The sequence below is a fragment of the Sutcliffiella horikoshii genome, assembly GCF_019931755.1.
Classification (GTDB): Bacteria; Bacillota; Bacilli; order Bacillales; family Bacillaceae_I; genus Sutcliffiella_A; species Sutcliffiella_A horikoshii_E.
Genome location: NZ_CP082918.1, coordinates 1,748,737 through 1,767,391, shown reverse-complemented (window position 1 = coordinate 1,767,391; position 18,655 = coordinate 1,748,737). Strand labels below are relative to the sequence as shown.

25 protein-coding genes are annotated in these 18,655 nt (G+C 38.6%); 7 read left to right on the top strand and 18 right to left on the bottom strand.

Translation table 11 applies throughout. From position 1 onward, the window contains the following. Positions 1-8: 8 nt before the first annotated feature. The 3 genes from coaD to K7887_RS09025 form a co-directional block, all read right to left on the bottom strand. The gene (gene coaD / locus K7887_RS09035; RefSeq protein WP_223493233.1) at positions 9-497 is read right to left on the bottom strand and encodes a pantetheine-phosphate adenylyltransferase; all 489 of its coding nucleotides are present in this window, start codon (positions 495-497) and stop codon (positions 9-11) included. Position 498: 1 nt separating this feature from the next. Next, positions 499-1,071, bottom strand: coding sequence for a 16S rRNA (guanine(966)-N(2))-methyltransferase RsmD (gene rsmD, locus K7887_RS09030; RefSeq protein WP_223493232.1), 573 nt, complete (start codon positions 1,069-1,071; stop codon positions 499-501). A gap of 310 nt (positions 1,072-1,381) precedes the next feature. Beyond that, positions 1,382-1,699, bottom strand: a complete 318-nt coding sequence (locus K7887_RS09025) for a hypothetical protein (protein WP_223493231.1) — start codon at positions 1,697-1,699, stop codon at positions 1,382-1,384. A gap of 93 nt (positions 1,700-1,792) precedes the next feature. Between K7887_RS09025 and K7887_RS09020 the strand changes: the two genes are divergently transcribed. Further along, the gene (locus K7887_RS09020) at positions 1,793-2,182 is read left to right on the top strand and encodes a DUF7147 family protein (protein WP_223493230.1); all 390 of its coding nucleotides are present in this window, start codon (positions 1,793-1,795) and stop codon (positions 2,180-2,182) included. Positions 2,183-2,265: 83 nt separating this feature from the next. Here the strand turns inward: K7887_RS09020 and K7887_RS09015 are convergent, their stop codons facing one another. Next, a complete protein-coding gene (locus tag K7887_RS09015) occupies positions 2,266-2,541 on the bottom strand; it encodes a YlbG family protein (RefSeq protein ID WP_010193017.1) in 276 nt (91 codons plus the stop codon). Positions 2,542-2,673: 132 nt separating this feature from the next. Here K7887_RS09015 and K7887_RS09010 point away from each other — a divergent pair, with 132 nt between their 5' ends. Next, positions 2,674-3,006 carry a hypothetical protein gene (locus K7887_RS09010; RefSeq protein WP_223493229.1) on the top strand — a complete coding sequence of 111 codons (333 nt, stop codon included), beginning with the start codon at positions 2,674-2,676 and terminating at the stop codon, positions 3,004-3,006. A 223-nt stretch (positions 3,007-3,229) separates the two neighbouring features. On the opposite strand, the gene K7887_RS09005 is transcribed toward K7887_RS09010, so the two are convergent. The 4 genes from K7887_RS09005 to K7887_RS08990 all read right to left on the bottom strand — a co-directional run bounded on the left by K7887_RS09005 (position 3,230) and on the right by K7887_RS08990 (position 4,941). Continuing rightward, entirely contained in the window at positions 3,230-3,679 is a 450-nt protein-coding gene (locus K7887_RS09005; protein WP_223493614.1) for a YlbF/YmcA family competence regulator, read from the bottom strand. Between the two features lie 67 nt (positions 3,680-3,746). Continuing rightward, the gene (locus K7887_RS09000) at positions 3,747-4,172 is read right to left on the bottom strand and encodes a hypothetical protein (RefSeq protein WP_223493228.1); all 426 of its coding nucleotides are present in this window, start codon (positions 4,170-4,172) and stop codon (positions 3,747-3,749) included. Positions 4,173-4,284: 112 nt separating this feature from the next. After that, a complete protein-coding gene (locus tag K7887_RS08995; protein ID WP_223493227.1) occupies positions 4,285-4,524 on the bottom strand; it encodes a YlbE-like family protein in 240 nt (79 codons plus the stop codon). Between the two features lie 15 nt (positions 4,525-4,539). Further along, positions 4,540-4,941, bottom strand: coding sequence for a YlbD family protein (locus K7887_RS08990; RefSeq protein ID WP_223493226.1), 402 nt, complete (start codon positions 4,939-4,941; stop codon positions 4,540-4,542). A gap of 137 nt (positions 4,942-5,078) precedes the next feature. Between K7887_RS08990 and K7887_RS08985 the strand changes: the two genes are divergently transcribed. Together K7887_RS08985 and K7887_RS08980 are read left to right on the top strand one after the other, a co-directional pair. Continuing rightward, positions 5,079-5,564, top strand: a complete 486-nt coding sequence (locus tag K7887_RS08985) for a PaaI family thioesterase (RefSeq protein WP_223493225.1) — start codon at positions 5,079-5,081, stop codon at positions 5,562-5,564. Between the two features lie 14 nt (positions 5,565-5,578). Beyond that, positions 5,579-5,950, top strand: a complete 372-nt coding sequence (locus K7887_RS08980) for a hypothetical protein (protein ID WP_223493224.1) — start codon at positions 5,579-5,581, stop codon at positions 5,948-5,950. Positions 5,951-5,975: 25 nt separating this feature from the next. On the opposite strand, the gene K7887_RS08975 is transcribed toward K7887_RS08980, so the two are convergent. Next, positions 5,976-7,037 carry a CAP domain-containing protein gene (locus K7887_RS08975; RefSeq protein ID WP_223493223.1) on the bottom strand — a complete coding sequence of 354 codons (1,062 nt, stop codon included), beginning with the start codon at positions 7,035-7,037 and terminating at the stop codon, positions 5,976-5,978. Between the two features lie 558 nt (positions 7,038-7,595). Further along, positions 7,596-8,009 (bottom strand): CBS domain-containing protein, encoded by a 414-nt coding sequence (locus K7887_RS08970; protein ID WP_223493222.1) that lies wholly within the window; start codon positions 8,007-8,009, stop codon positions 7,596-7,598. 239 nt (positions 8,010-8,248) lie between these two features. Between K7887_RS08970 and K7887_RS08965 the strand changes: the two genes are divergently transcribed. After that, positions 8,249-8,605, top strand: a complete 357-nt coding sequence (locus tag K7887_RS08965; RefSeq protein ID WP_223493221.1) for a YugN family protein — start codon at positions 8,249-8,251, stop codon at positions 8,603-8,605. 63 nt (positions 8,606-8,668) lie between these two features. On the opposite strand, the gene K7887_RS08960 is transcribed toward K7887_RS08965, so the two are convergent. After that, positions 8,669-9,013 (bottom strand): Asp23/Gls24 family envelope stress response protein, encoded by a 345-nt coding sequence (locus K7887_RS08960; protein ID WP_223493220.1) that lies wholly within the window; start codon positions 9,011-9,013, stop codon positions 8,669-8,671. Positions 9,014-9,225: 212 nt separating this feature from the next. Here K7887_RS08960 and ytvI point away from each other — a divergent pair, with 212 nt between their 5' ends. Continuing rightward, positions 9,226-10,284: a sporulation integral membrane protein YtvI gene (gene ytvI / locus K7887_RS08955; RefSeq protein WP_223493219.1), complete on the top strand. Its 1,059-nt coding sequence runs from the start codon at positions 9,226-9,228 to the stop codon at positions 10,282-10,284. A 47-nt stretch (positions 10,285-10,331) separates the two neighbouring features. On the opposite strand, the gene K7887_RS08950 is transcribed toward ytvI, so the two are convergent. From K7887_RS08950 to cyoE, 7 genes are all read right to left on the bottom strand, one after another. After that, the gene (locus tag K7887_RS08950) at positions 10,332-10,799 is read right to left on the bottom strand and encodes a DUF420 domain-containing protein (protein WP_223493218.1); all 468 of its coding nucleotides are present in this window, start codon (positions 10,797-10,799) and stop codon (positions 10,332-10,334) included. A 141-nt stretch (positions 10,800-10,940) separates the two neighbouring features. Then, entirely contained in the window at positions 10,941-11,849 is a 909-nt protein-coding gene (gene ctaG, locus K7887_RS08945; protein WP_223493217.1) for a cytochrome c oxidase assembly factor CtaG, read from the bottom strand. A 198-nt stretch (positions 11,850-12,047) separates the two neighbouring features. After that, positions 12,048-12,380: a cytochrome c oxidase subunit IVB gene (gene ctaF / locus K7887_RS08940; RefSeq protein ID WP_223493216.1), complete on the bottom strand. Its 333-nt coding sequence runs from the start codon at positions 12,378-12,380 to the stop codon at positions 12,048-12,050. A 6-nt stretch (positions 12,381-12,386) separates the two neighbouring features. After that, positions 12,387-13,010, bottom strand: a complete 624-nt coding sequence (locus K7887_RS08935; protein WP_168864018.1) for a cytochrome (ubi)quinol oxidase subunit III — start codon at positions 13,008-13,010, stop codon at positions 12,387-12,389. Next, entirely contained in the window at positions 13,010-14,881 is a 1,872-nt protein-coding gene (gene ctaD / locus K7887_RS08930; protein WP_223493215.1) for a cytochrome c oxidase subunit I, read from the bottom strand. The genes K7887_RS08935 and ctaD overlap by 1 nt, the downstream gene beginning before the upstream one ends. A gap of 25 nt (positions 14,882-14,906) precedes the next feature. Further along, positions 14,907-15,968, bottom strand: a complete 1,062-nt coding sequence (gene coxB / locus K7887_RS08925; protein WP_223493214.1) for a cytochrome c oxidase subunit II — start codon at positions 15,966-15,968, stop codon at positions 14,907-14,909. Between the two features lie 284 nt (positions 15,969-16,252). After that, positions 16,253-17,194 (bottom strand): heme o synthase, encoded by a 942-nt coding sequence (cyoE, locus tag K7887_RS08920; protein WP_317849245.1) that lies wholly within the window; start codon positions 17,192-17,194, stop codon positions 16,253-16,255. A 488-nt stretch (positions 17,195-17,682) separates the two neighbouring features. Here cyoE and K7887_RS08915 point away from each other — a divergent pair, with 488 nt between their 5' ends. Then, complete coding sequence (locus tag K7887_RS08915; RefSeq protein ID WP_223493213.1) at positions 17,683-18,621, top strand: COX15/CtaA family protein; 939 nt, start codon at positions 17,683-17,685, stop codon at positions 18,619-18,621. Positions 18,622-18,655 lie beyond the last annotated feature (34 nt).

The following is an 18,655-nucleotide window of genomic DNA, read 5'->3' as shown; positions in this document are numbered from 1 at the left end:
CTTTCACTTTAATCTTTATTATTAAACTTCTTTTTCAGTTCCTCTTCCACTGTCGGCGGAACCAATTCTGAAACGGATCCATTGTATTTCGCAACTTCTTTCACAATGCTTGAGCTTAGGAATGAGTATTGGTTATTGGTCATCATGAACAATGTTTCAATACTTTCATCTAATACCCTGTTCATGGAGGTGATTTGCATTTCATATTCAAAATCAGAAACTGCACGCAATCCTCTGACTATGGAACTGGCATTTTTGCTGTGTGCATAGTCAATAAGCAAGCCATGGAATTCTTCTACTTCTACATTCCCAAACTCTTTCGTCACCTGCTTGATCATATCAACCCGCTCATCAACGGTAAATAAAGGTTTCTTAGATGAGTTGTTCAATACACAAACATACACCTTATCAAATACTTTAGAAGCTCTTTTGATGATATCTAGATGCCCAAAAGTGACCGGATCAAAACTTCCCGGACAAACTGCTACACTTGCCACGTCATTCTCCCCCTTTTTCTCCACTGCTATGGTGGTAAACGGAGATGACCGTCAAACCATAGACTTCCTTCCTTGTTCTTTGAAAGGTACCCATTATTTCAGGCAGTTCCACTTCATTGCTATGTTCGGCCATGATCAGCCCGCTTGTTTCCAAAAGTTCAAATTCACTTATTTTATGTATTAATTCTTCTAAATGATGCTTTTTATAAGGGGGATCTAATAAGATTAAGTCAAATTTGATTTCACGTTTTTTTAAAGCGTTTAATGCTCTGACTGCATCGTTTCGATAAACTTCAACCTGTTCCCCTAATTGAAAGGTTTCTATATTCTGCTTGATTGTCTGGATGGCTTTTCCATCCTTGTCGACAAAAATCACCTTGTCCACTCCGCGGCTTAAAGCCTCTATACCGAGAGATCCGCTCCCGCCAAACAGGTCAAGTGCCAAACCTCCGTCAAAATATGGCCCGATCATATTAAACACGGACTCTTTCACTTTATCTGTCGTCGGTCTCGTATTCATTCCCGGAACCGCTTTCAATTGTCTACCTTTCCATTTCCCTGAAACTACTCTCATCTTCTCACCATACTTTGTTTCGAAATTACCAATCAACAATATCCTATCATATTCGACATGAATTTCAAAAGTATTTCTCAGGCGCAATTTTAGTTTTATCAATTGTGTATAGCATTACACCTTTTGGTTCATACTTAGTGTTAACAACATCCTTTCGTGTGATGTTGTTGCCAACCGCGGAGAAGACTTACGTTTCCCCATAAGTTCTTCCTCCGGTTTCTCCTCTCCCTTTGCCTTCTTAACCTTGATTAGTTTCAAGGGATGGAAGGACCCTGCCCGGACATCCGAGCAGGGTTTTTTTGTTTGATAATTATGTTGGCATGTCGAGATCAAGCACATTCTCATGTGTCTCACAATGGTATAAACATAGTTCTCCCCATTCGTCCTGGTTCAAGATGCCCTTCTCTGAAACATAACCTTCTATTTCCTCAAGACTGCTTCCTACTAATTCTTTTTCTTCTTCCTTGGTTAAGAGACCTTCTTGAACAAGATAGTATAAAATCCCAGTTACCAGTATCCCTTTGATAGGCAGACCCTTATTGGACGGGGAAACATTCTTCCCGTAAAAATGGTCATGAATATACAAAATGATCAAACTTGATATAAGAATCAAGGTGAACCAAAGCATCGGCATACCTCCTTCAAGCATTATATTCTCTTCAATTTTCAAATGGAACATGGTAAAGTATGTTTGAGTAAAGCAGTTTGAGAGGAGAAAAAAATGATACAACGATTCATAGAACTCGGAGAAGGCTATTCTGATATATATGAACTTATGGAGCTGGCAAGAAGTAATAAAAATAGATTGCAGCATCTCATCATGCTCCATACAGTGAAAAACGAACGAAAATTATCCTCTTTTGTTGTTGTAATGAAGCCAACAAATCCTGGTGATTTCCAAGCTCTTTACATCAGTTTGGAAGGGATTCCAAACCACCAGTTCCAACCAAATAAACGCGCGGATCTTTTTCAGGAGCTTGCAAAAGAATTGGATAAGGAAATCATTCAATTCGAAGTAAAACCTACTGAAGTTTTTGCAGAGAAAGAGCTTTATTTTCAATATTTAATCGGGATATTGCGGTTAAATCATTATATTCCCGCTTTAAGGTAATCATGAAACATATCAGTGTCGGACATTTTGGATAATAAAAAAAGCAGTACGAAACCTAATTACTTAAGTTTGTACTGCATTTTTTATAAGCCCATCTTATAGTCATATTCTTTTGCTTTGTCCGGCCTGGAGTTTTCATAATGAGTTTTTATGGAAGGTTTATGTGAAACCTCCACCTTTTTAACATAAGATTGTCTATTAAGCTTTTCCACTAATACTTCCGTATCCTCACTGTTACAGTAGAACAGGACATATTTTAATTTTTTTGATATATAGATGACATTTCCATAGCGCCTCAGCAATTTGGCCTGCTTTAATGAATGGAGCCACACTACAATGCCTTGTCTTTGTGATAGCATATAATTTACCCCTTTAAGAAGATTGATCCACGTTTTTATTATAGTTTAGCATGAATGGAAATATTATGACATACTTTAAGCACACCAATTGGGGAATATTCGATCATTAAATAGAAAGAAAGGACGTTTTCCATGGAGCTGGAACAGATTTGGAATGTATTTTTAGAAGAAGTAGATAAAAATGATTTAGTCATTTGCTGTTTCAGAAAACATGTAGCTGGTATTCCTTTTCTATATGTAGAGGTTGATCCTGAACATATTTCTGGTTGGGAAGAAAAGGGCAGATCCTTTATTGGAGTTTGTTCGAAGGTAGCGATGCATAAGAAAAAAGTGACGGTGGAAACGCATTTTGTGCGAAGGCAAGACTGTCTTTTTGTTTATAGACACCGCTTCTATGTTCCTCAGGAAAAAATGTTCTGTTGTGGCAACCTGTGTGATGATTGTATTCGGTTAAGAGTTAAATAATTTGGTTTTTTTAAAGCCGCTGTTGATTTCCGCAAAATGGCTTCGCTTTCCTAGGGGCTGACGAGAGCCTCCTCGGCAAGCTTGCGGGGTCTCCACCTAGCGCTATCTCCCTCAGGAGTCTACGCCATTTGCTCCAATCAACAGCTATGTATCTGTAACTCCAAGCGTTACCTTTTAATCATTAAAAAAGAAGCTGCGGTTTTTGCAGCTTCTTTTTGGGGGGTTAGCTTGCTTTACATCCACAGCCGCCGCCTGAGCCGCAACCGCCGCCGCAGCTTGACATGGAATCGAAGAATGGGTTTCCTGTTGGAACCTTTACATTTGTCGATACAGCCTGCCCTATCATGACACTTATTTCATCAAGTGTTTTTTGTATGGCATCTTCAGCTTCTTTAAAAGCGTGAATGGTTTCGTGAAGATCCACTTTACGTTTCAACTCACGAGTTTCGAGGGTTACTTTACGGTAATCCGGGTGATACTTCCCGAATCGTTGAACTTCCTCATATTTTTCTTTTATAGAATCGAATGCACGGATAAGCTCCTGTGCTTCTTCGTCATGTTGTAGATTATATAAACAGCGATGATAATCTTCAGCAAGTTCGGACTGCCAGATCATTTTCGCTAATTCTTCCGCTTTTTCAACCATTTGAACATGCTCAAAAGTAGCAATCATCATCGAATACACCTCCAAATCCATCATACCATGTTTTTCTAGAGATGTATAATACCCAAAAGGGTGATTATATTTCTACTTGGATTGTCTGTTCTATTCCGTATTCGGTCCAGTCATTATGTAACAATTTGACCGTCAAGTCATGTTTACCTTTTGGTACGGATTTAAGAATGAATGCACCTTTTGCGAAGCTGTCCCACTTTTTATTGTCTAAGTACACCACAACCTGCCCTTCACCTTGTTTTTTAGTGTCTCTGTTCTCTTTAAATTTAAAATTTGGTGTAATAATACATTCTAGATAGATATCCTGACCTTTCACAGAATGATGGATCGTCATAGAAATGTCTTTTTTATCGGACGTTGTATTTGTGGTAAGTACCTCCACTACCTCTTCTCCTGATACATCTTCACTTTTGGGCTTTTGTTGATCTTCTTTACATCCTCCAAGCGCAAGTGTTATAAGGCATATCATTATCATCATTGATTTCTTCATTTTTTTTGCTCCTTTCTGGCATAGCTTTTTCTATAGTGTGAGAAAGGAGTATCTATTCTATTCGAATAAGAAAAAAACGCACGCTGAAAAAGCGGTGCGCTTGATGTGGAGTTTAATCCATATTCTTCATCGTCTGAAACATATGAACCATCATAGAAGCCATTTGGACAGAGTTTTGGAATTTCTCCACTTTGTGGGGGATAGTCTGCTTATAATAGTGCATGGAAGATAACTCAAAGTCGTTAAGTTTTTCCGGGTTTCTAGTCAAAGTTCGATACCATATTGGCTGTTCTCTTAAGTAGCTTTTTAACGTTTTCTTTTTTTGGATATATTCATAGATGTCTTTTCTCATAATTCTCATCCATTCCTAGTCTTTTCGAAACGAAAAAGGATTTTTCACACCCTGAGTCGGGGAACTGCCTTTGGTTGAATTCGGAATGAACTGTGAAATTAACTGCTGAATATTCCCTATAGCAGAATTGACATTTGTCAGATGGTATTGCATCTGGTTCATATCCATCTTCTTTATAGATTGCAACAGTTGAGGAATAACATCAGTGGATTTGGTTGTTTTTTCTGTTGAATCTTCTTGTGTCTCTTCATCGCGGTAACTTTTCCAACTTTCGTCCTCTTCCCCTAACAAATACCATTCCTCAAATAATTCCTGCCAGGTCTTTTTCTTAGCTTTCACTTCTTGAGAAAGCTTTGGATGTCTTTTTACAAAGTCTTTGAACTTTTCAATGCTAGGATGTTTTTGATTAGTTGCCATTCTCTCACCCCTCTCCTCGTTAATATGCCTAGTTTATTTTATTTGGAAAAAGTAAAAGCGTTCGCCTATTTTTCTTTTCTTCCTTGCCTAGCCTTGTTAAGATGTAGGTAGACTTTTCGAGAAAGAAGGACAGAGTAATGGATATCAAGCAACAATGGAGTGACTTTTTAACAAATGCTACTGAGGAGGAACAACAGGTCGCTTCCTTATATTTAAAAAGCCTAGAACGCAAAAGAAATGGTTCGAACGGCACACATATCGGAGCACTTATGGAAATCAACAGTGAATTTCAAGAGCCTGATACGTTAACCATGACAATACCAAATACAGAGTTGCTGCAGAACTCCTTAGATATTTTACATGGTGGTTTAACTGCCACATTGCTGGATTCTGCAATGGGAACGCTTGCTTTCAAATTAATTCCTGATGACAAAGCAGCAGTTACGACTGAAATGAAGGTAAACTACGTTGCAAAAGGCGTAGGAGATCATTTTACTTGTGTGGCTTCTGTGATTCATAAAGGATCGAAGTTATTGGTTATGGAAGGCAAAGTCTATCGTAGTGACGGTGTCCTGATTGCCCATGCTACAGGCAGTTTCTTTGTAATTCCTAAAAGGATCTAGAAAGGAAGGATAGAATGGTTACTGCCATCGTTATTCCTATTCTGATTGGTTATTTTTATTGGATTACCATAAAAGAGGCAAAAAAACAGAAAGAACGTTGGAAGAACGTTTCCATGGTACCCTCTGAAGCTAGAGTGGAAGGGACTATTCTTTCCTTACATACAGAAAAAAAACGGTTTTATCACCAATTGTATATTCTAGAATCCACTTTTTACATACAAAGTTATAAGGAAATAACAACAGTAGTGTATAAGCAACCATTTACTCCTGCAAGTACCCCTCCTTCATATAGTAAAGGTGACATATTACAGGTTGTTGGAAGCTGGGATGGGGAACTATTTCTCGCAGGGGAAATCAATGCAATGAATATAAAAAGACAGCCATGAAGTCTATGACTGTCTTTTTGCATTTCTACCAGGTTTCAATAAAATTCTGCGTGTAATATTTTTCTTTCACTCCTACACCAAGGTGGGTAAATCTTGGATTTAATAACGTATTCCGGTGTCCTTCGCTATTTAACCAGCCTTCAACCGCAGCAACTCCGTCCACATATTTTGCCGCAATATTTTCACCGGCTAAACGAAATGGAACTTCCCCAACTGTTAATCTATCCGTCAAAGTACCTTTTGTGGGCGATGTATGAGAAAAATAGTCTTCCTCTCTCATATCCTTACTATGTAAGTATGCAACGCCTGCTGTATCTTCGTCCCATTCTACTGGTGAAAGGTCAAAACGGTGTCTAATAATATTGGTAAAATCGATGATCTGTTTTGCATCCCCTTCTTCGACCTTTGCCCATTCTTCCTCACTCAGTTCCTTCGGCTCCACTAAAGGACCTCTATAAACAAGTTCATAAGGTCGTTGCTTAATCAGTGTCGAGCTGTCCATGTAACGAATACTTGAAAGTGTTTGTTCAAAATCATCGAAATATAACTGCACATAGAAATCTTCCACTTTCATAAGGGGTCTTGTTTCTAACTCTTCTTGCTTTAACTGAAAACGATAAGAGCCTTCTTCATGTGAAACTGTTAAACTATCCGTAAACTTAAATTTATTATTCAGAGCTTCGTAAGACTGCCCTATTTCAAACAGTTCGTTTTTACTTTGACTGCCTGTACTAAAGATAGTGACGACCTTTCCCTTATTCACTCCAAACTGCATATAATTTTCTAAATTCTCATTATAAATCCACCATTCATAATCATAGGAAGACAAATCCTTTCTCGCTGGTTCTCCTAACTTGTCCAGTAAGGTTTGTGATTCTTTCCCCATGAAAGATGCTAGTCCCTCAATATCTTCATTCATTTGTATTTCAGATTGCACAAAGGCCTTTTCTTCTGATTGTCTCTGCTCAGGAGCAATTTGGCCCGTGAGTGGTGGCTCTTTAATGAGCTGTTCCAATTCATGTGGTTCAACATTTACAAATAAATATAGACAAAATGCAATAAATAGCAAGAAGAATAAACCCCTCATTCTCTTTTCCCCTCCCTTTTCTATCATTATATTTACTAGATTCACTTTCATTCACATTTTTATGTTTTAGTAGACATTGGTAGATTTATTCTATCTATACCCTATAAAAGAAGAATGAATACTTTTGTTTTCACATTTAAAAAGACCGGTCGAAATTCACCCGGTCATCTTGAGAACTTTAGTTGTCGGTAAATCGCCGCTGTTCCTTTCCGCCAATGGCTCGCTTTCCGCGGGACGGTGCTTGAGCCTCCTCACTTCGTTGCGGGGTCTCAAGCTACCGTTACTCCCCCGCTGGAGTCTTCACCATTGGCTCCAATCCACAGCTAGAAACTACTAGGAAGAAACCTTAATGCTTTTTCAGATAACTTGGTTAGATGCATTTTATAAACCCTTAGTTGAATGCAGTCAACTTGTTGATTGGAGTGGAAGGCGCGCAGACGCCCGCGGGAGGAAGGGAGAGGGAAGACCCACAGGGCGAATGCCCGAGGAGGCTTCCGGACCGCCCGCAGGCAAGCGAAGCGCCTGGAACGGAAATCAACAGTATGTTATGCTTTCTAATTATTTTTCTGAAATATCACTTAGCGCATCGCCAGCTTGATCATCAGAGAAATCCCTCACTGCCAAATCACCCAGGGATACTATCCCAATCAGATGTCCGTTTTCCACTACAGGCAATCTTCGGATTTGATGTTCTGCCATAAGATGAGAAGCCTCTGCTATAGAAGTATCTGGACCAATAGTAATTAAATGATCGCTCATTACATTCGTAACTGAATTAGAACCTGGATGTTTTTCTGCGATCCCTCTAACAACTAAATCCCTATCTGTAATCATTCCTAAAAGCTCCCCGTCTTCCACAATAGGAATAGCTCCTACATCTAGGTCTTTCATTTTGGTTGCCACCTCAAAAACATTATCCAATGGCGTGCAAAAGTCTACATTCGTTGTCATAACATCTCTCACTGTTTGCATATTTCTACCTCCGTTATATTTCATACATAGCAGTCAACTATTTTGAAGAGGATAAAGGTATCATCTTCTACATCTTTAGGTTCACCATTTTCTACAAAATCATGAATTTTTCTAAAAAACTTAACTGGACTATGGCTAGATTGAGAACCTTTTATTGAAAGTTGTCCGCTTTCGTACTATTATAAACAGGGAGCATACTTTATTTGGTTTCACAGAGATAGAAAAAGGAGTGTACATACATGAAAATTGAAAATACAGGTTTTGAAAATGAAAGAGTGGAATTATCCCGTTTGACAGACATTATGGAAGATTTAGGTTTTGACCTTGCTGGTCAGTGGGATTATGAGCGAGTAACCTATGACCGTAAATTTGAAACAAAAGAAGGAATTTTCTACCTTCGTGTACAAGGTTATGCTGTAGAAGGTGATGTTGGCGGGTCTCATGCTATCATTAACTTAATGACACCGCTATTAGGGAAGCATTACTATCCACATGGCGTGGAGTATGGAGAAGGCGAAACATTTCCATCAAATATCGTATCCACTTCGACATCTTTATTAAAACAAGCTAAAGAACGTATGGATGCTATAAAATAATGCAACATTCTAGAAGGTGAATCGCTGGCATTTAGGCCTAGCTTCACCTTTTTCTTATGATTTTTACTTTTTCCAAATTGCGTCCACATAAATGTGAACTGCCGATACCGTTTGTCCGGTAATGATTTCAATTTCTTTTTTTATTAATTGTTGAAGTTCCTTGCATTTTTGTGGAATACATTTGTTGTATACGATGGCAACAAAAAGGTCGATGCTAAGATTTTTTTCATCATGATAGTGAATCAGTGCCCGATTTATTTCGTCTCTATTTAAAATGGAATACAATCTTCCCACCGACCTTGGTGGAAGAAGTTTAATATCACCAATATCTGATATGCAGATGGCTATAACCGTTTGCAGGAGCATATTACTCATCTCTTCCTGTCCTTTCTTCAGTACCAACATCATGTATACCTCCTTTTCTCCTGAGGGGTTTTATTATTTTATGCCATTATGCCAAAAGCTGTGCTTGTTTAACGTTTGTTTACTTTTTCCCTTCTGCGATGTAAAGAATGTATAAAAAGAAACAGTTCACATATTTATTTTCTTACATACTGTTATTTCAATAAAATCCATACTATAATTAATGTAGGAGTATGGTATTAGAAAGGAGACATCCATTGTCAACGCTGTTTAGTATTCGAACACTTTTTATACTAATCATTATTGCTGTAATAGCAGTAATTGCATTTTTTATATTGCCGGTATCGATTCCCATCATCATCGCTTTGATTACTGCATTGTTTCTTGAACCTTTGGTTAGGCTTTTACAAGCGAGAGCAAAGTTGAAACGAAACCTTTCTGTTTTCATTGTATTTCTTTTATTCCTGACAAGTATCGGGATTTTAGGATACTTCCTAACAACGAAAGTGATTACAGAAGGCATCAACTTGGTCGAAAATGCCCCTTCTTACATAAATGAAGTCAATAGGGTATGGCGTGATTTCCAATCAGATATGAATAATGCTTCTGAGGACCTTCCACCAGAGTTTGTGACTGAAATCAGCTTGCAAGTAGACAAATTTCTATATGATCTGAGAATATATTTAACCGACCTGTTTAATATACAAAATGTAAAAAATATCTTCACAAATATCCCAAATTATTTGGTGAGTTTTATTGTCTACCTGATTGCCCTATTCTTGTTTTTAATTGATATGCCTCGTCTAAAAGCAGGTCTATATTCACACTTAAAAGAAGAAACGGCAGCCAAGGTCAAATTCATGAGCTCAAGATTATCTTATGTAATATTCGGTTTCTTTAAAGCACAATTCCTGGTCAGCGTCATTATATTTTTCGTCAGCTTGATTGGGTTGTTATTTATTGCACCAGATGTGGCTTTAATTATGGCTTTTATAATATGGGTCATCGATTTCATTCCAATTATAGGATCTATTGTTATCTTAGGCCCATGGGCAATATTTCACTTTATCACGGGTGATATAGGACTTGGAACTCAATTGTCCATTTTGGCGATCGTGCTTCTCGTCATTAGAAGGACTGTCGAACCGAAAGTAATGGGTAGTCATATCGGACTTTCTCCACTAGCAACCTTGATTGCCATGTATTTAGGTTTAAAGCTCCTTGGTATACTAGGATTCATCGTAGGACCTTTATTATTGATTGCATTTAATTCTGCACGTGAAGCAGGAATTATTAAAATGAACTTTAAAATTTAGCACGAAAAAAGGTGATTGGACAATAGTCCAACCACCTTTTTTGTTTTTTATAAACCTAATATTGCTTTGAAAACAGAAGTAGTTTCGCCGCCTTGATAAATTACATATAAAAGCAAATAAACTGCAACGCCTGTAATGGCGGTAGAAAACCAGATGATGCTTGTAATCGGGCCAAGCTTTCTATGCTTATCCAGCTTATTTTTGTAGCCTGTCCATAGGGTGATGATTCCCATAACAGCCCCAACTGTCGCAAGGGTGATGTGGAAGAGTAAAAAGATTGTATAATAAACTTTTATATCATCAGGTCCTCCGAAGCTCGTATTGCCAACAAAAATAGTTCTTGAAGCATAGATAACGAAGAAAATAATGGCGAAGATAGCTGCAAAAAACATGGCTTTTTTATGTGCTTCAATTTTCCGTTTACTTATTAAGTACCAGCCTATCGCGACAAATATTGCGCTCAGTACAATAAAAAATGTACTTATTGTAGGCATTATTGGGATTGAGTGATCCATTTTGTTCTCCTCTCGTACTTCTATTCAATCTTTATTTTAGAAAACATTTAACGTTCAATCAACATGATTATAAAACGTTCATTATATTGTAAATAATGCTACATAGAAAAACAGCAACAATAAAGTGTTGCTGTTTTTCCTTTACTCCACCATTTTTGGATGCATGGCTTTGTTTAGGTCGATTTCGTCCTTTTCTCTTTCGCGTTTTGCCCAACCAAAGAAAACATAAGCTAAAATACTGCCGTACATAATTTCTTGGATAATCTTCATGATGACTCCGCCGAGTTGTTGATCTTCTACTAATGGCAAAGCATTGAACAACTCTGGTCCACCAAGATCAAGACCGCTTAATGTTCCAGCCGGTACACACAAAGCAAGTGCTGCCATCCATGCCGTCAACTCCGAATAGGTAGAGTAAAGTGGCTGATCAGCGAAAATAATCAAAGCACAAGCAGGTGTCAATAACATTCCGTCTGCCATGATGTAGCCAATCTTCTTGATACCTGATAGTCGTTGTTCTTCAGGAAGTGGATTAACAAGCGGCCACCACATGATAAACGCACCTAAGAACATAACAGCTGTATAAGTGGTATGATACACCATATCAACCTTTATCGTATCAAATACGACTGGAATATGGTAAAGGGAGAACAGTACGTTAAAAACGAATAATGCAATAAGTGGTTTTGAGAAGAACCGGAACACCGGCTTTACCACTGGAAGATTAATAATTTTTCTAAGAACCCAAGCAGGCATTCCCATAAGTAAAATAGGCGGAATTACCAAGTATAATATCGCCATTTGAGTCATATGCGCACTTAACATCAAATGTGATAACAAATCAACTGGTGATCCTTTTACAAGGTAAAACAGTATCATACTGATAAGGAAGAGAGTTCGCTGCTTATTCGATATTTCCTCAGAGTCTTTGAAACGGTGTCTCCCTTTTCCGGTTATATACAAATATAATACTATGGTAATAATAGTGAAAATCAATAAAAATGGACTCCACAAAGCTTGGAATCCGAACATATCCAAGTTGCCGATCATTATGCTGTCACCTCAATTTTATCGAGACTCTAATCAGTCTCACTTTGCATAACCATATTATACTATACAAGCACAAGCTCATTCAATGTGATACAAATAGGATAGTCCACATTAGCAGAAAGTGTCATGAATTAGACAATGTTCCTTCCCTGGGCAACAAAAAAGACAGCCTCTATGGGCTGCCTTTTTGTTTGGTTTTTACCACCAGATGATAGTAGTAAATGCCAAGATTGTAATTAATCCAACTGCCAATCCAGAATATAAGAATAAAGCTGGAGTTTCATGCCCTTTATGGTTCATATGCATGAAATAGTATAGTTGGAAGATACACTGTACAATAGCAAGCAAAATGATGAAAGGTACGATAAAGTACTTGGACATCTCAGCTCCTACTGCAAGGAATGCAAGAAGAGTAAGGAAAATCATCAATACGAAGGATACAACCTGGTATTTCATCTCTTCCTTATTCTTTTTACGACGGAATTCTAAGTCTACTTTTGGGTTACCTGTATTTGATTGAGTATTTGCCATCAGTCATCACACCAATCCCATTAAATATACAACAGTAAAGATGAATAACCATACAACGTCGATAAAGTGCCAGTATAGTGAAGCTACATAGAACTTTGGAGCATTGTATAGATCCAAACCACGTCTCATGTTACGGATTAAAAGAGTTCCAATCCAAAGTAAACCGAAGAATACGTGGGCACCGTGAGTACCAACTAATACGTAGAATGCAGAACCAAATGCACTACTAGTAATTGTATGGCCTAAATGGATATAATGATTGAACTCATAGATCTCTAAGATTAAGAAAGATAATCCTAGAAGCCATGTGATACCCATCCACAATTGCATCTTTTTGAAGTTAAAGTTTTTCATGTGGTACATTGCGTACACACTTGTTAAAGAACTCGTTAAAAGAATCATTGTTGCAGCAAAAACTAGTGCTAAATCAAATAATTCTTTTTGGTTTGGACCGGAAACAATGGAATCAGGTCCACTTAGAGCTAAATATGTTGCAAACAATGAAGCAAAAAGTACAGTCTCTCCACCTAGGAAAAGCCAGAAGCCTAAAAACTTGTTTTTGCCTTCAAGGGTCGCCTTTTCAGGCGAAGCTGGGAAAGTTTCTGCTGTGAATTTTTCTTCTGTATGCATTATAGCTTCGCCCCCTTGTCATCATCTTCAGCAAGAAGATCTTCTTTATGAATATGATATCCATGATCGTCGATTATAGAACGGAAGAACATGGCACCAAATGTTACTAATAGACCAATGATCATCACTGGAAGACCCCATGTGTAATCTGCTCTATACATAACACCAAATGCTGCAATGAATAGACCTAATGAAATGATGAACGGAAGAATGGAACCGTTTGGCATATGAATGTCTCCGATTGGTTCTGCAGGCGTCATGCCTTTTTTACCTTCCATCTTCTCAACCCATAGAGGATCAAGTCCACGAACAAGTGGTGTTTGCGTAAAGTTGTGTTCTGGTGGTGGAGAAGGAATGGACCATTCTAATGTACGGCCATAGCCCCAAGCATCGCCAGCAACAGTCTGCTTGCTTAAAGCAGTCTTTATGATATTGATGAACAATACAACAGTTGCAAGTGCCATGAAAATAGCACCGATGGAACTGATTAAGTTCCCAAGTTCCCATCCTAAATCCTTACCGAATGTGAATACACGACGTGGCATCCCCATAAGTCCAAGGAAATGTTGGATAAAGAACGTTAAATGGAAACCAATGAAGAATAACCAGAAAGTTATCTTTCCTAAAGTCTCATCTAAAATCTTACCAAAAATCTTCGGCCACCAGTAGTGAAGTCCAGCGAATAGACCAAACACTACTCCACCAACGATTACATAGTGGAAGTGGGCTACTACGAAATAAGAATCATGGTATTGATAGTCAGCCGCAGCAGAAGCTAACATTACCCCTGTTACCCCACCAAGTACGAAACTTGGAATAAAAGCAATAGACCAAAGCATTGCAGTATTGATTTGTAACTGTCCGCCCCACATCGTGAACATCCAGTTAAAGATTTTAATACCAGTTGGTACGGCAATTGCCATTGTTGCAACCGCAAAGATTGCGTTCGCGATCGGTCCAAGACCTGTTGTGAACATATGGTGAGCCCATACCATGAATCCTAAGAATCCGATTAAAACAGTTGCAAATACCATGGAAGAGTATCCGAACAAGCGTTTCTTAGAGAAAGTTGAGAATACATCAGAGAAAATACCGAATGCCGGTAAGATTAAGATGTAAACTTCAGGATGTCCGAAAATCCAGAATAAATGCTCCCAGATTACCGTGTTACCCCCGAGGTTCGGATCAAAGAATGCTGTTCCGAAAAGGCGGTCGAACATCATTAACGCCAACCCTACAGTTAATGGAGGGAAAGCAAAAAGGATTAATGCGGATGCTACAAACGTAGACCATGTGAATAATGGCATACGCATATATGTCATACCAGGTGCACGCATGTTGATGATCGTAACTAGGAAGTTAATACCACCAATTAGTGTACCAATACCCGATATTTGAAGCCCTAACGCATAAAAGTCAATACCATGACCTTCAGATGCTAGTGAAAGCGATGCATAAGAAGTCCATCCAGCATCAGGTGCCCCACCTAAGAACCAACTCATGTTCAGGAATACTCCTCCGAAGAAGAACAACCAAAAACCTAGTGCGTTGATAAATGGGAATGCAACATCACGTGCACCGATTTGTAATGGAACAGCTGCGTTCATAAACGCAAACAATAATGGCATGGCTGCCAGGAAAATCATTGTTGTTCCGTGCATAGTAAGTATTTCATTATAAAGGCCTGCAGCTAAAAAATCATTATTAGGCAAAGCCAGCTGGATACGAATGAACATCGCTTCCAAGCCACCGACGATAAAGAAGAAACCGCCGGCAATAAGGTAAAGGATGGCAATTTTCTTATGGTCTACTGTTGTCAGATAGTCCCATACAGTTGCGCCAAAGCCTTTTTTCTGTGCTAACGTACTCACAATGTAACCTCCCTTTCTGTGAAATCTATTCTTCGTCCACTTTTAATGACATTAAGTATTCAACAAGAGCGTCAACCTCTTCTTGTTCCAAGTTACCGTAAGTATCTGTCATCAAGTTAGCTGGTTTAACTTTTTCAGGATCTTTCAACCATTTTTCCAGATTTTCTGGAGTATGATCTAATATACCAGCAATTTTAGTGCGGTCCCCGAAGTTTGTTAAGTTAGGTGCAACCCCAGCGTCAGCTTGTGCATCTGCTCCAACAGCGTGACATGTGATACAGCTTTGGTTGAAGATTTCTTCACCAGCTTGCGCAAGATCAGTATCTGCTGCATGCTCTTTGCCTTGCATGTTTTCAATCCATTGATCAAAATCTTCACGAGGCATGGTTTTCACTTTGAAATCCATCAGTGCATGTGAAGGTCCGCATAACTCGGCACATTTACCGTGGAATAAGTTTTCTGCTTGGCCAACACGCTCTGAATCAAAGTTCAACCAGAAACGGTTTACGTTGTCCGTATTTGTATCCATTTTTCCTCCCGCAGAAGGAATCCAGAATGAGTGTTTTACTTGACTTGCTTCCAAGTTGAAGTAAACATTTTCATCTGTAGGTACATATAAGTCTTGACTTGTTACAACACCATACTCTGGGTATTCGAACTCCCACCAGTACAAATGTGCAGTAACGTTTACTACTAGTGCATCAGACTCTTCCTTATCCATTTCGCGGACATCCGCAAGGTTGAAAGTGTAAGATACAGTTGGAACTGCTAAGATTAAAAGTAATAAAATCGGAATAACAGTCCAGGTGATTTCAAGCTTGTGGCTTCCTTCCACTTGCTTTGGAATAATTTCTTTATCGCCCTTACGCTGGCGGAATTTCACCACAACGTAAATGAAGATAATAGAAACCACAACTACTACAAGAATCATAATTGCTGAGCTTAACAAAATCAGTGATTTTTGCATATCTGCCACTTCACCTACTGGCTGAAGTGTAGATAAGAACGGTTTACCACAGCCTGCTAAGAATAGCGCCATTACACTGAAAAGTGATACTATACGCCAATTAGGTAGCCATTTCTTCATAGCCTAATCAAACCCCTCTTTCATATTTAGTGAGTGAAGTAGAATGTATTGATAAATTCCTTCAAAGCTTAGAGAAAGAATCTAATCACAAAGATTTAGAGCCAACTGGTTTTCACCATATCAGCTATACACTTTTTACCTCAAAAGGACAATTTTCGCACCCATTGTTTACTATACCACAGGTTATGTAATTTCACCCTTAAAATTTGAGGTGTTTCGCGTGAAAACAGACAGCTACCCTTTATAAGCAATAGCTGTCATGCTCTCTTATATATTCCTTGATCTTAAAAGATAGTAACGATGATCATGGAAACAAATAAGATAGTTAGATAATTTAATGAGTAAACAAACATCAATGTTGCCCACTTCATTCCATCCTTCATCCTGAAACCTGCAATACTAAGAGCAAGCCAGCCTAAATTCAACAGTGTCGCCAATATGATTAATCCCGCTCCGAGGTCAAATAACCAAAAAGGAAGCGGCAATAAACAGGCAACCCATACAAGCATTTGTCTTCTTGTTATGTCAAAACCATGAACAACAGGAAGCATTGGTATGCCTGCATTTCGGTATTCCTCGCATCTTCGGATGGCGATGGCAAGGAAATGTGGTATTTGCCATACAAACATGATGAAAAATAATATCCAGGCAATCAAAGAAAGTCCTGGGTCAACTGCAGCCCATCCGATAAGCGGCGGCACCGCACCTGACACACTTCCTATTACAGTGTTGAGCGTATTTTTCCTTTTTGACCACATTGTATATAAAACCACATAGGTGAAAGCCCCGATAAGTCCGATTACAGCTGCTGTAATCGTTGTAAAAGCTAGGATAATGGTTCCTACTGCTGTAAGGAACAAACCAAGATAAAGCGCTCCTTTTGGATCCATTCTTCCGGTTACAGTAGGACGGTTCTTCGTTCTAGACATGAGATGATCAATATCTCTGTCAATATAGTTGTTTAAACTACAGGAACCCGCAACTACCAGTGAAGATCCTATCATAGTTAAAAGGACAATATCCAAATTAGCGATAAAACCATCTGTCTGGGTAAAATATATAGCTAACCAGAGACCGGTAAACGTTGTGATGAAATTGGAGTTCACTATTCCAATTTTAATTAGCGCTAAGAAGTCTTTCCATTTTGAAGGAGCAACTTCCATATCTTGAGGACGTTCATCTGATAATGAAGCAGGCGCTTGGTCCAAAGTCCTCAAATTTGCCATTTATATTCCTCCTTTGAACCTTAATGCAATCATTTGCAAAACAAATGAGCATGTGAATGCGTTTTCACTACCGCACTTTAATGCGGGTTATGCACGTAAAGAGCAACAAGTGCTTGGCAACATTCTCTCTGTATATTAAATCATATTTGCTAAATACTTTGTGAATTATATTTGAAGAAAATATGACTAATTTGTGTCACCTAGAGAGATTGCAACCCGTGCGTAATAAAACGGTATATAATAGGATTTGTTGAAGCTTTTCACAAGTGTGAAACAGCTAATTACAAACTTCCCTTATATATTACTAGCAAACTCCACCCCATTATTCAACCTTTTTCACGATAATAATTTCCTCAACGAGAACTATATGAGGATATTGTCAATTACCGTAAGATTGTGTAGTATTGGGAGGACGTTTATTATTTTACCATTTCTGTTTCTTTTTTAATATAAGGGAGATACAAATTCTTTCTGAGAAGGTGAATCTAGTGTATAAATTGTTAAAATGGTTCGCCGTTTGCACGTCTATTGTCATGCTATTTGTTTTGATTGGGGGAGCACTTGTTACAAAAACCGGTTCCGGTATGGGGTGCGGAAGATCTTGGCCTCTCTGTCATGGTGAACTTATTCCAAGTAATATCGACTTCGCTCTTATTGTTGAGTTAAGTCACCGTATAGTTTCAGGATTAGCAGCTCTTATGGTTCTGACTCTTGCAGTATGGGCTTGGAGAGTAATTGGCCATAAACGAGAGACAAAATTTTTGGCACTGTTATCCTTTCTGGTATTAATCTTACAAGCTCTAATTGGAGCTGCTGCTGTTATGTGGGGACAATCTTCTGCAGTTCTGGCACTTCACTTTGGGATTTCACTCATTTCATTTGCCTCCGTCTTCCTTCTTACACTACTCATTTTTGAAGTAGATAAGAAGTTTGATGCTGAAACATTGATAGTAGACCGACGTATGTCGTTCCATATTATCGGTATTATTGTTTACTGCTATCTGGTGGTATATAGTGGAGCATTAGTAAGACATGTTGGCGCAAGCTTAGCATGCCCAAGTTGGCCAAGCTGTACACGGAACGGACTGGGGATTCCCACCCAAATGCATGAATGGATTCAAATGGGACACCGAGCTGCGGCAGGACTAATTGTCGTCTGGATTGTTTATGTCACAATCCTTGCCATCAAGAAATACAAACACCAGCCTGTAATAAAAATCGGCTGGGTCATTTGCTCCATTCTTGTACTTTCTCAAGCTACAACCGGAGCATTAGTTGTGCTGACCAACTTAAATATCTTTGTAGCACTTTTACACGCTTTAATTATCTCTTGTTTATTCGGAGTATTGAGCTACTTCTTAATGCTAGTAACCCGGAATAAAACCAATCAAGTGAAACTAAACAACCAAACAACGAAATCTATATAAAAACGAGTGGGCTCACAACGCCCACTCGTTTTTT

What these genes read in the sequence shown, in the direction of transcription:
- rsmD (WP_223493232.1), bottom strand. Translation starts at nt 1,071, where the DNA reads ATGAGAGTAGTTTCAGGGAAATGGAAAGGTAGACAATTGAAAGCGGTT.
- K7887_RS09025 (WP_223493231.1), bottom strand. Translation starts at nt 1,699, where the DNA reads ATGCTTTGGTTCACCTTGATTCTTATATCAAGTTTGATCATTTTGTAT.
- K7887_RS09020 (WP_223493230.1), top strand. Translation starts at nt 1,793, where the DNA reads ATGATACAACGATTCATAGAACTCGGAGAAGGCTATTCTGATATATAT.
- K7887_RS09015 (WP_010193017.1), bottom strand. Translation starts at nt 2,541, where the DNA reads ATGCTATCACAAAGACAAGGCATTGTAGTGTGGCTCCATTCATTAAAG.
- K7887_RS09010 (WP_223493229.1), top strand. Translation starts at nt 2,674, where the DNA reads ATGGAGCTGGAACAGATTTGGAATGTATTTTTAGAAGAAGTAGATAAA.
- K7887_RS09005 (WP_223493614.1), bottom strand. Translation starts at nt 3,679, where the DNA reads ATGATTGCTACTTTTGAGCATGTTCAAATGGTTGAAAAAGCGGAAGAA.
- K7887_RS09000 (WP_223493228.1), bottom strand. Translation starts at nt 4,172, where the DNA reads ATGAAGAAATCAATGATGATAATGATATGCCTTATAACACTTGCGCTT.
- K7887_RS08995 (WP_223493227.1), bottom strand. Translation starts at nt 4,524, where the DNA reads ATGAGAAAAGACATCTATGAATATATCCAAAAAAAGAAAACGTTAAAA.
- K7887_RS08990 (WP_223493226.1), bottom strand. Translation starts at nt 4,941, where the DNA reads ATGGCAACTAATCAAAAACATCCTAGCATTGAAAAGTTCAAAGACTTT.
- K7887_RS08985 (WP_223493225.1), top strand. Translation starts at nt 5,079, where the DNA reads ATGGATATCAAGCAACAATGGAGTGACTTTTTAACAAATGCTACTGAG.
- K7887_RS08980 (WP_223493224.1), top strand. Translation starts at nt 5,579, where the DNA reads ATGGTTACTGCCATCGTTATTCCTATTCTGATTGGTTATTTTTATTGG.
- K7887_RS08975 (WP_223493223.1), bottom strand. Translation starts at nt 7,037, where the DNA reads ATGAGGGGTTTATTCTTCTTGCTATTTATTGCATTTTGTCTATATTTA.
- K7887_RS08970 (WP_223493222.1), bottom strand. Translation starts at nt 8,009, where the DNA reads ATGCAAACAGTGAGAGATGTTATGACAACGAATGTAGACTTTTGCACG.
- K7887_RS08965 (WP_223493221.1), top strand. Translation starts at nt 8,249, where the DNA reads ATGAAAATTGAAAATACAGGTTTTGAAAATGAAAGAGTGGAATTATCC.
- K7887_RS08960 (WP_223493220.1), bottom strand. Translation starts at nt 9,013, where the DNA reads ATGATGTTGGTACTGAAGAAAGGACAGGAAGAGATGAGTAATATGCTC.
- K7887_RS08950 (WP_223493218.1), bottom strand. Translation starts at nt 10,799, where the DNA reads ATGGATCACTCAATCCCAATAATGCCTACAATAAGTACATTTTTTATT.
- ctaG (WP_223493217.1), bottom strand. Translation starts at nt 11,849, where the DNA reads ATGATCGGCAACTTGGATATGTTCGGATTCCAAGCTTTGTGGAGTCCA.
- ctaF (WP_223493216.1), bottom strand. Translation starts at nt 12,380, where the DNA reads ATGGCAAATACTCAATCAAATACAGGTAACCCAAAAGTAGACTTAGAA.
- K7887_RS08935 (WP_168864018.1), bottom strand. Translation starts at nt 13,010, where the DNA reads ATGCATACAGAAGAAAAATTCACAGCAGAAACTTTCCCAGCTTCGCCT.
- coxB (WP_223493214.1), bottom strand. Translation starts at nt 15,968, where the DNA reads ATGAAGAAATGGCTACCTAATTGGCGTATAGTATCACTTTTCAGTGTA.
- cyoE (WP_317849245.1), bottom strand. Translation starts at nt 17,194, where the DNA reads ATGGCAAATTTGAGGACTTTGGACCAAGCGCCTGCTTCATTATCAGAT.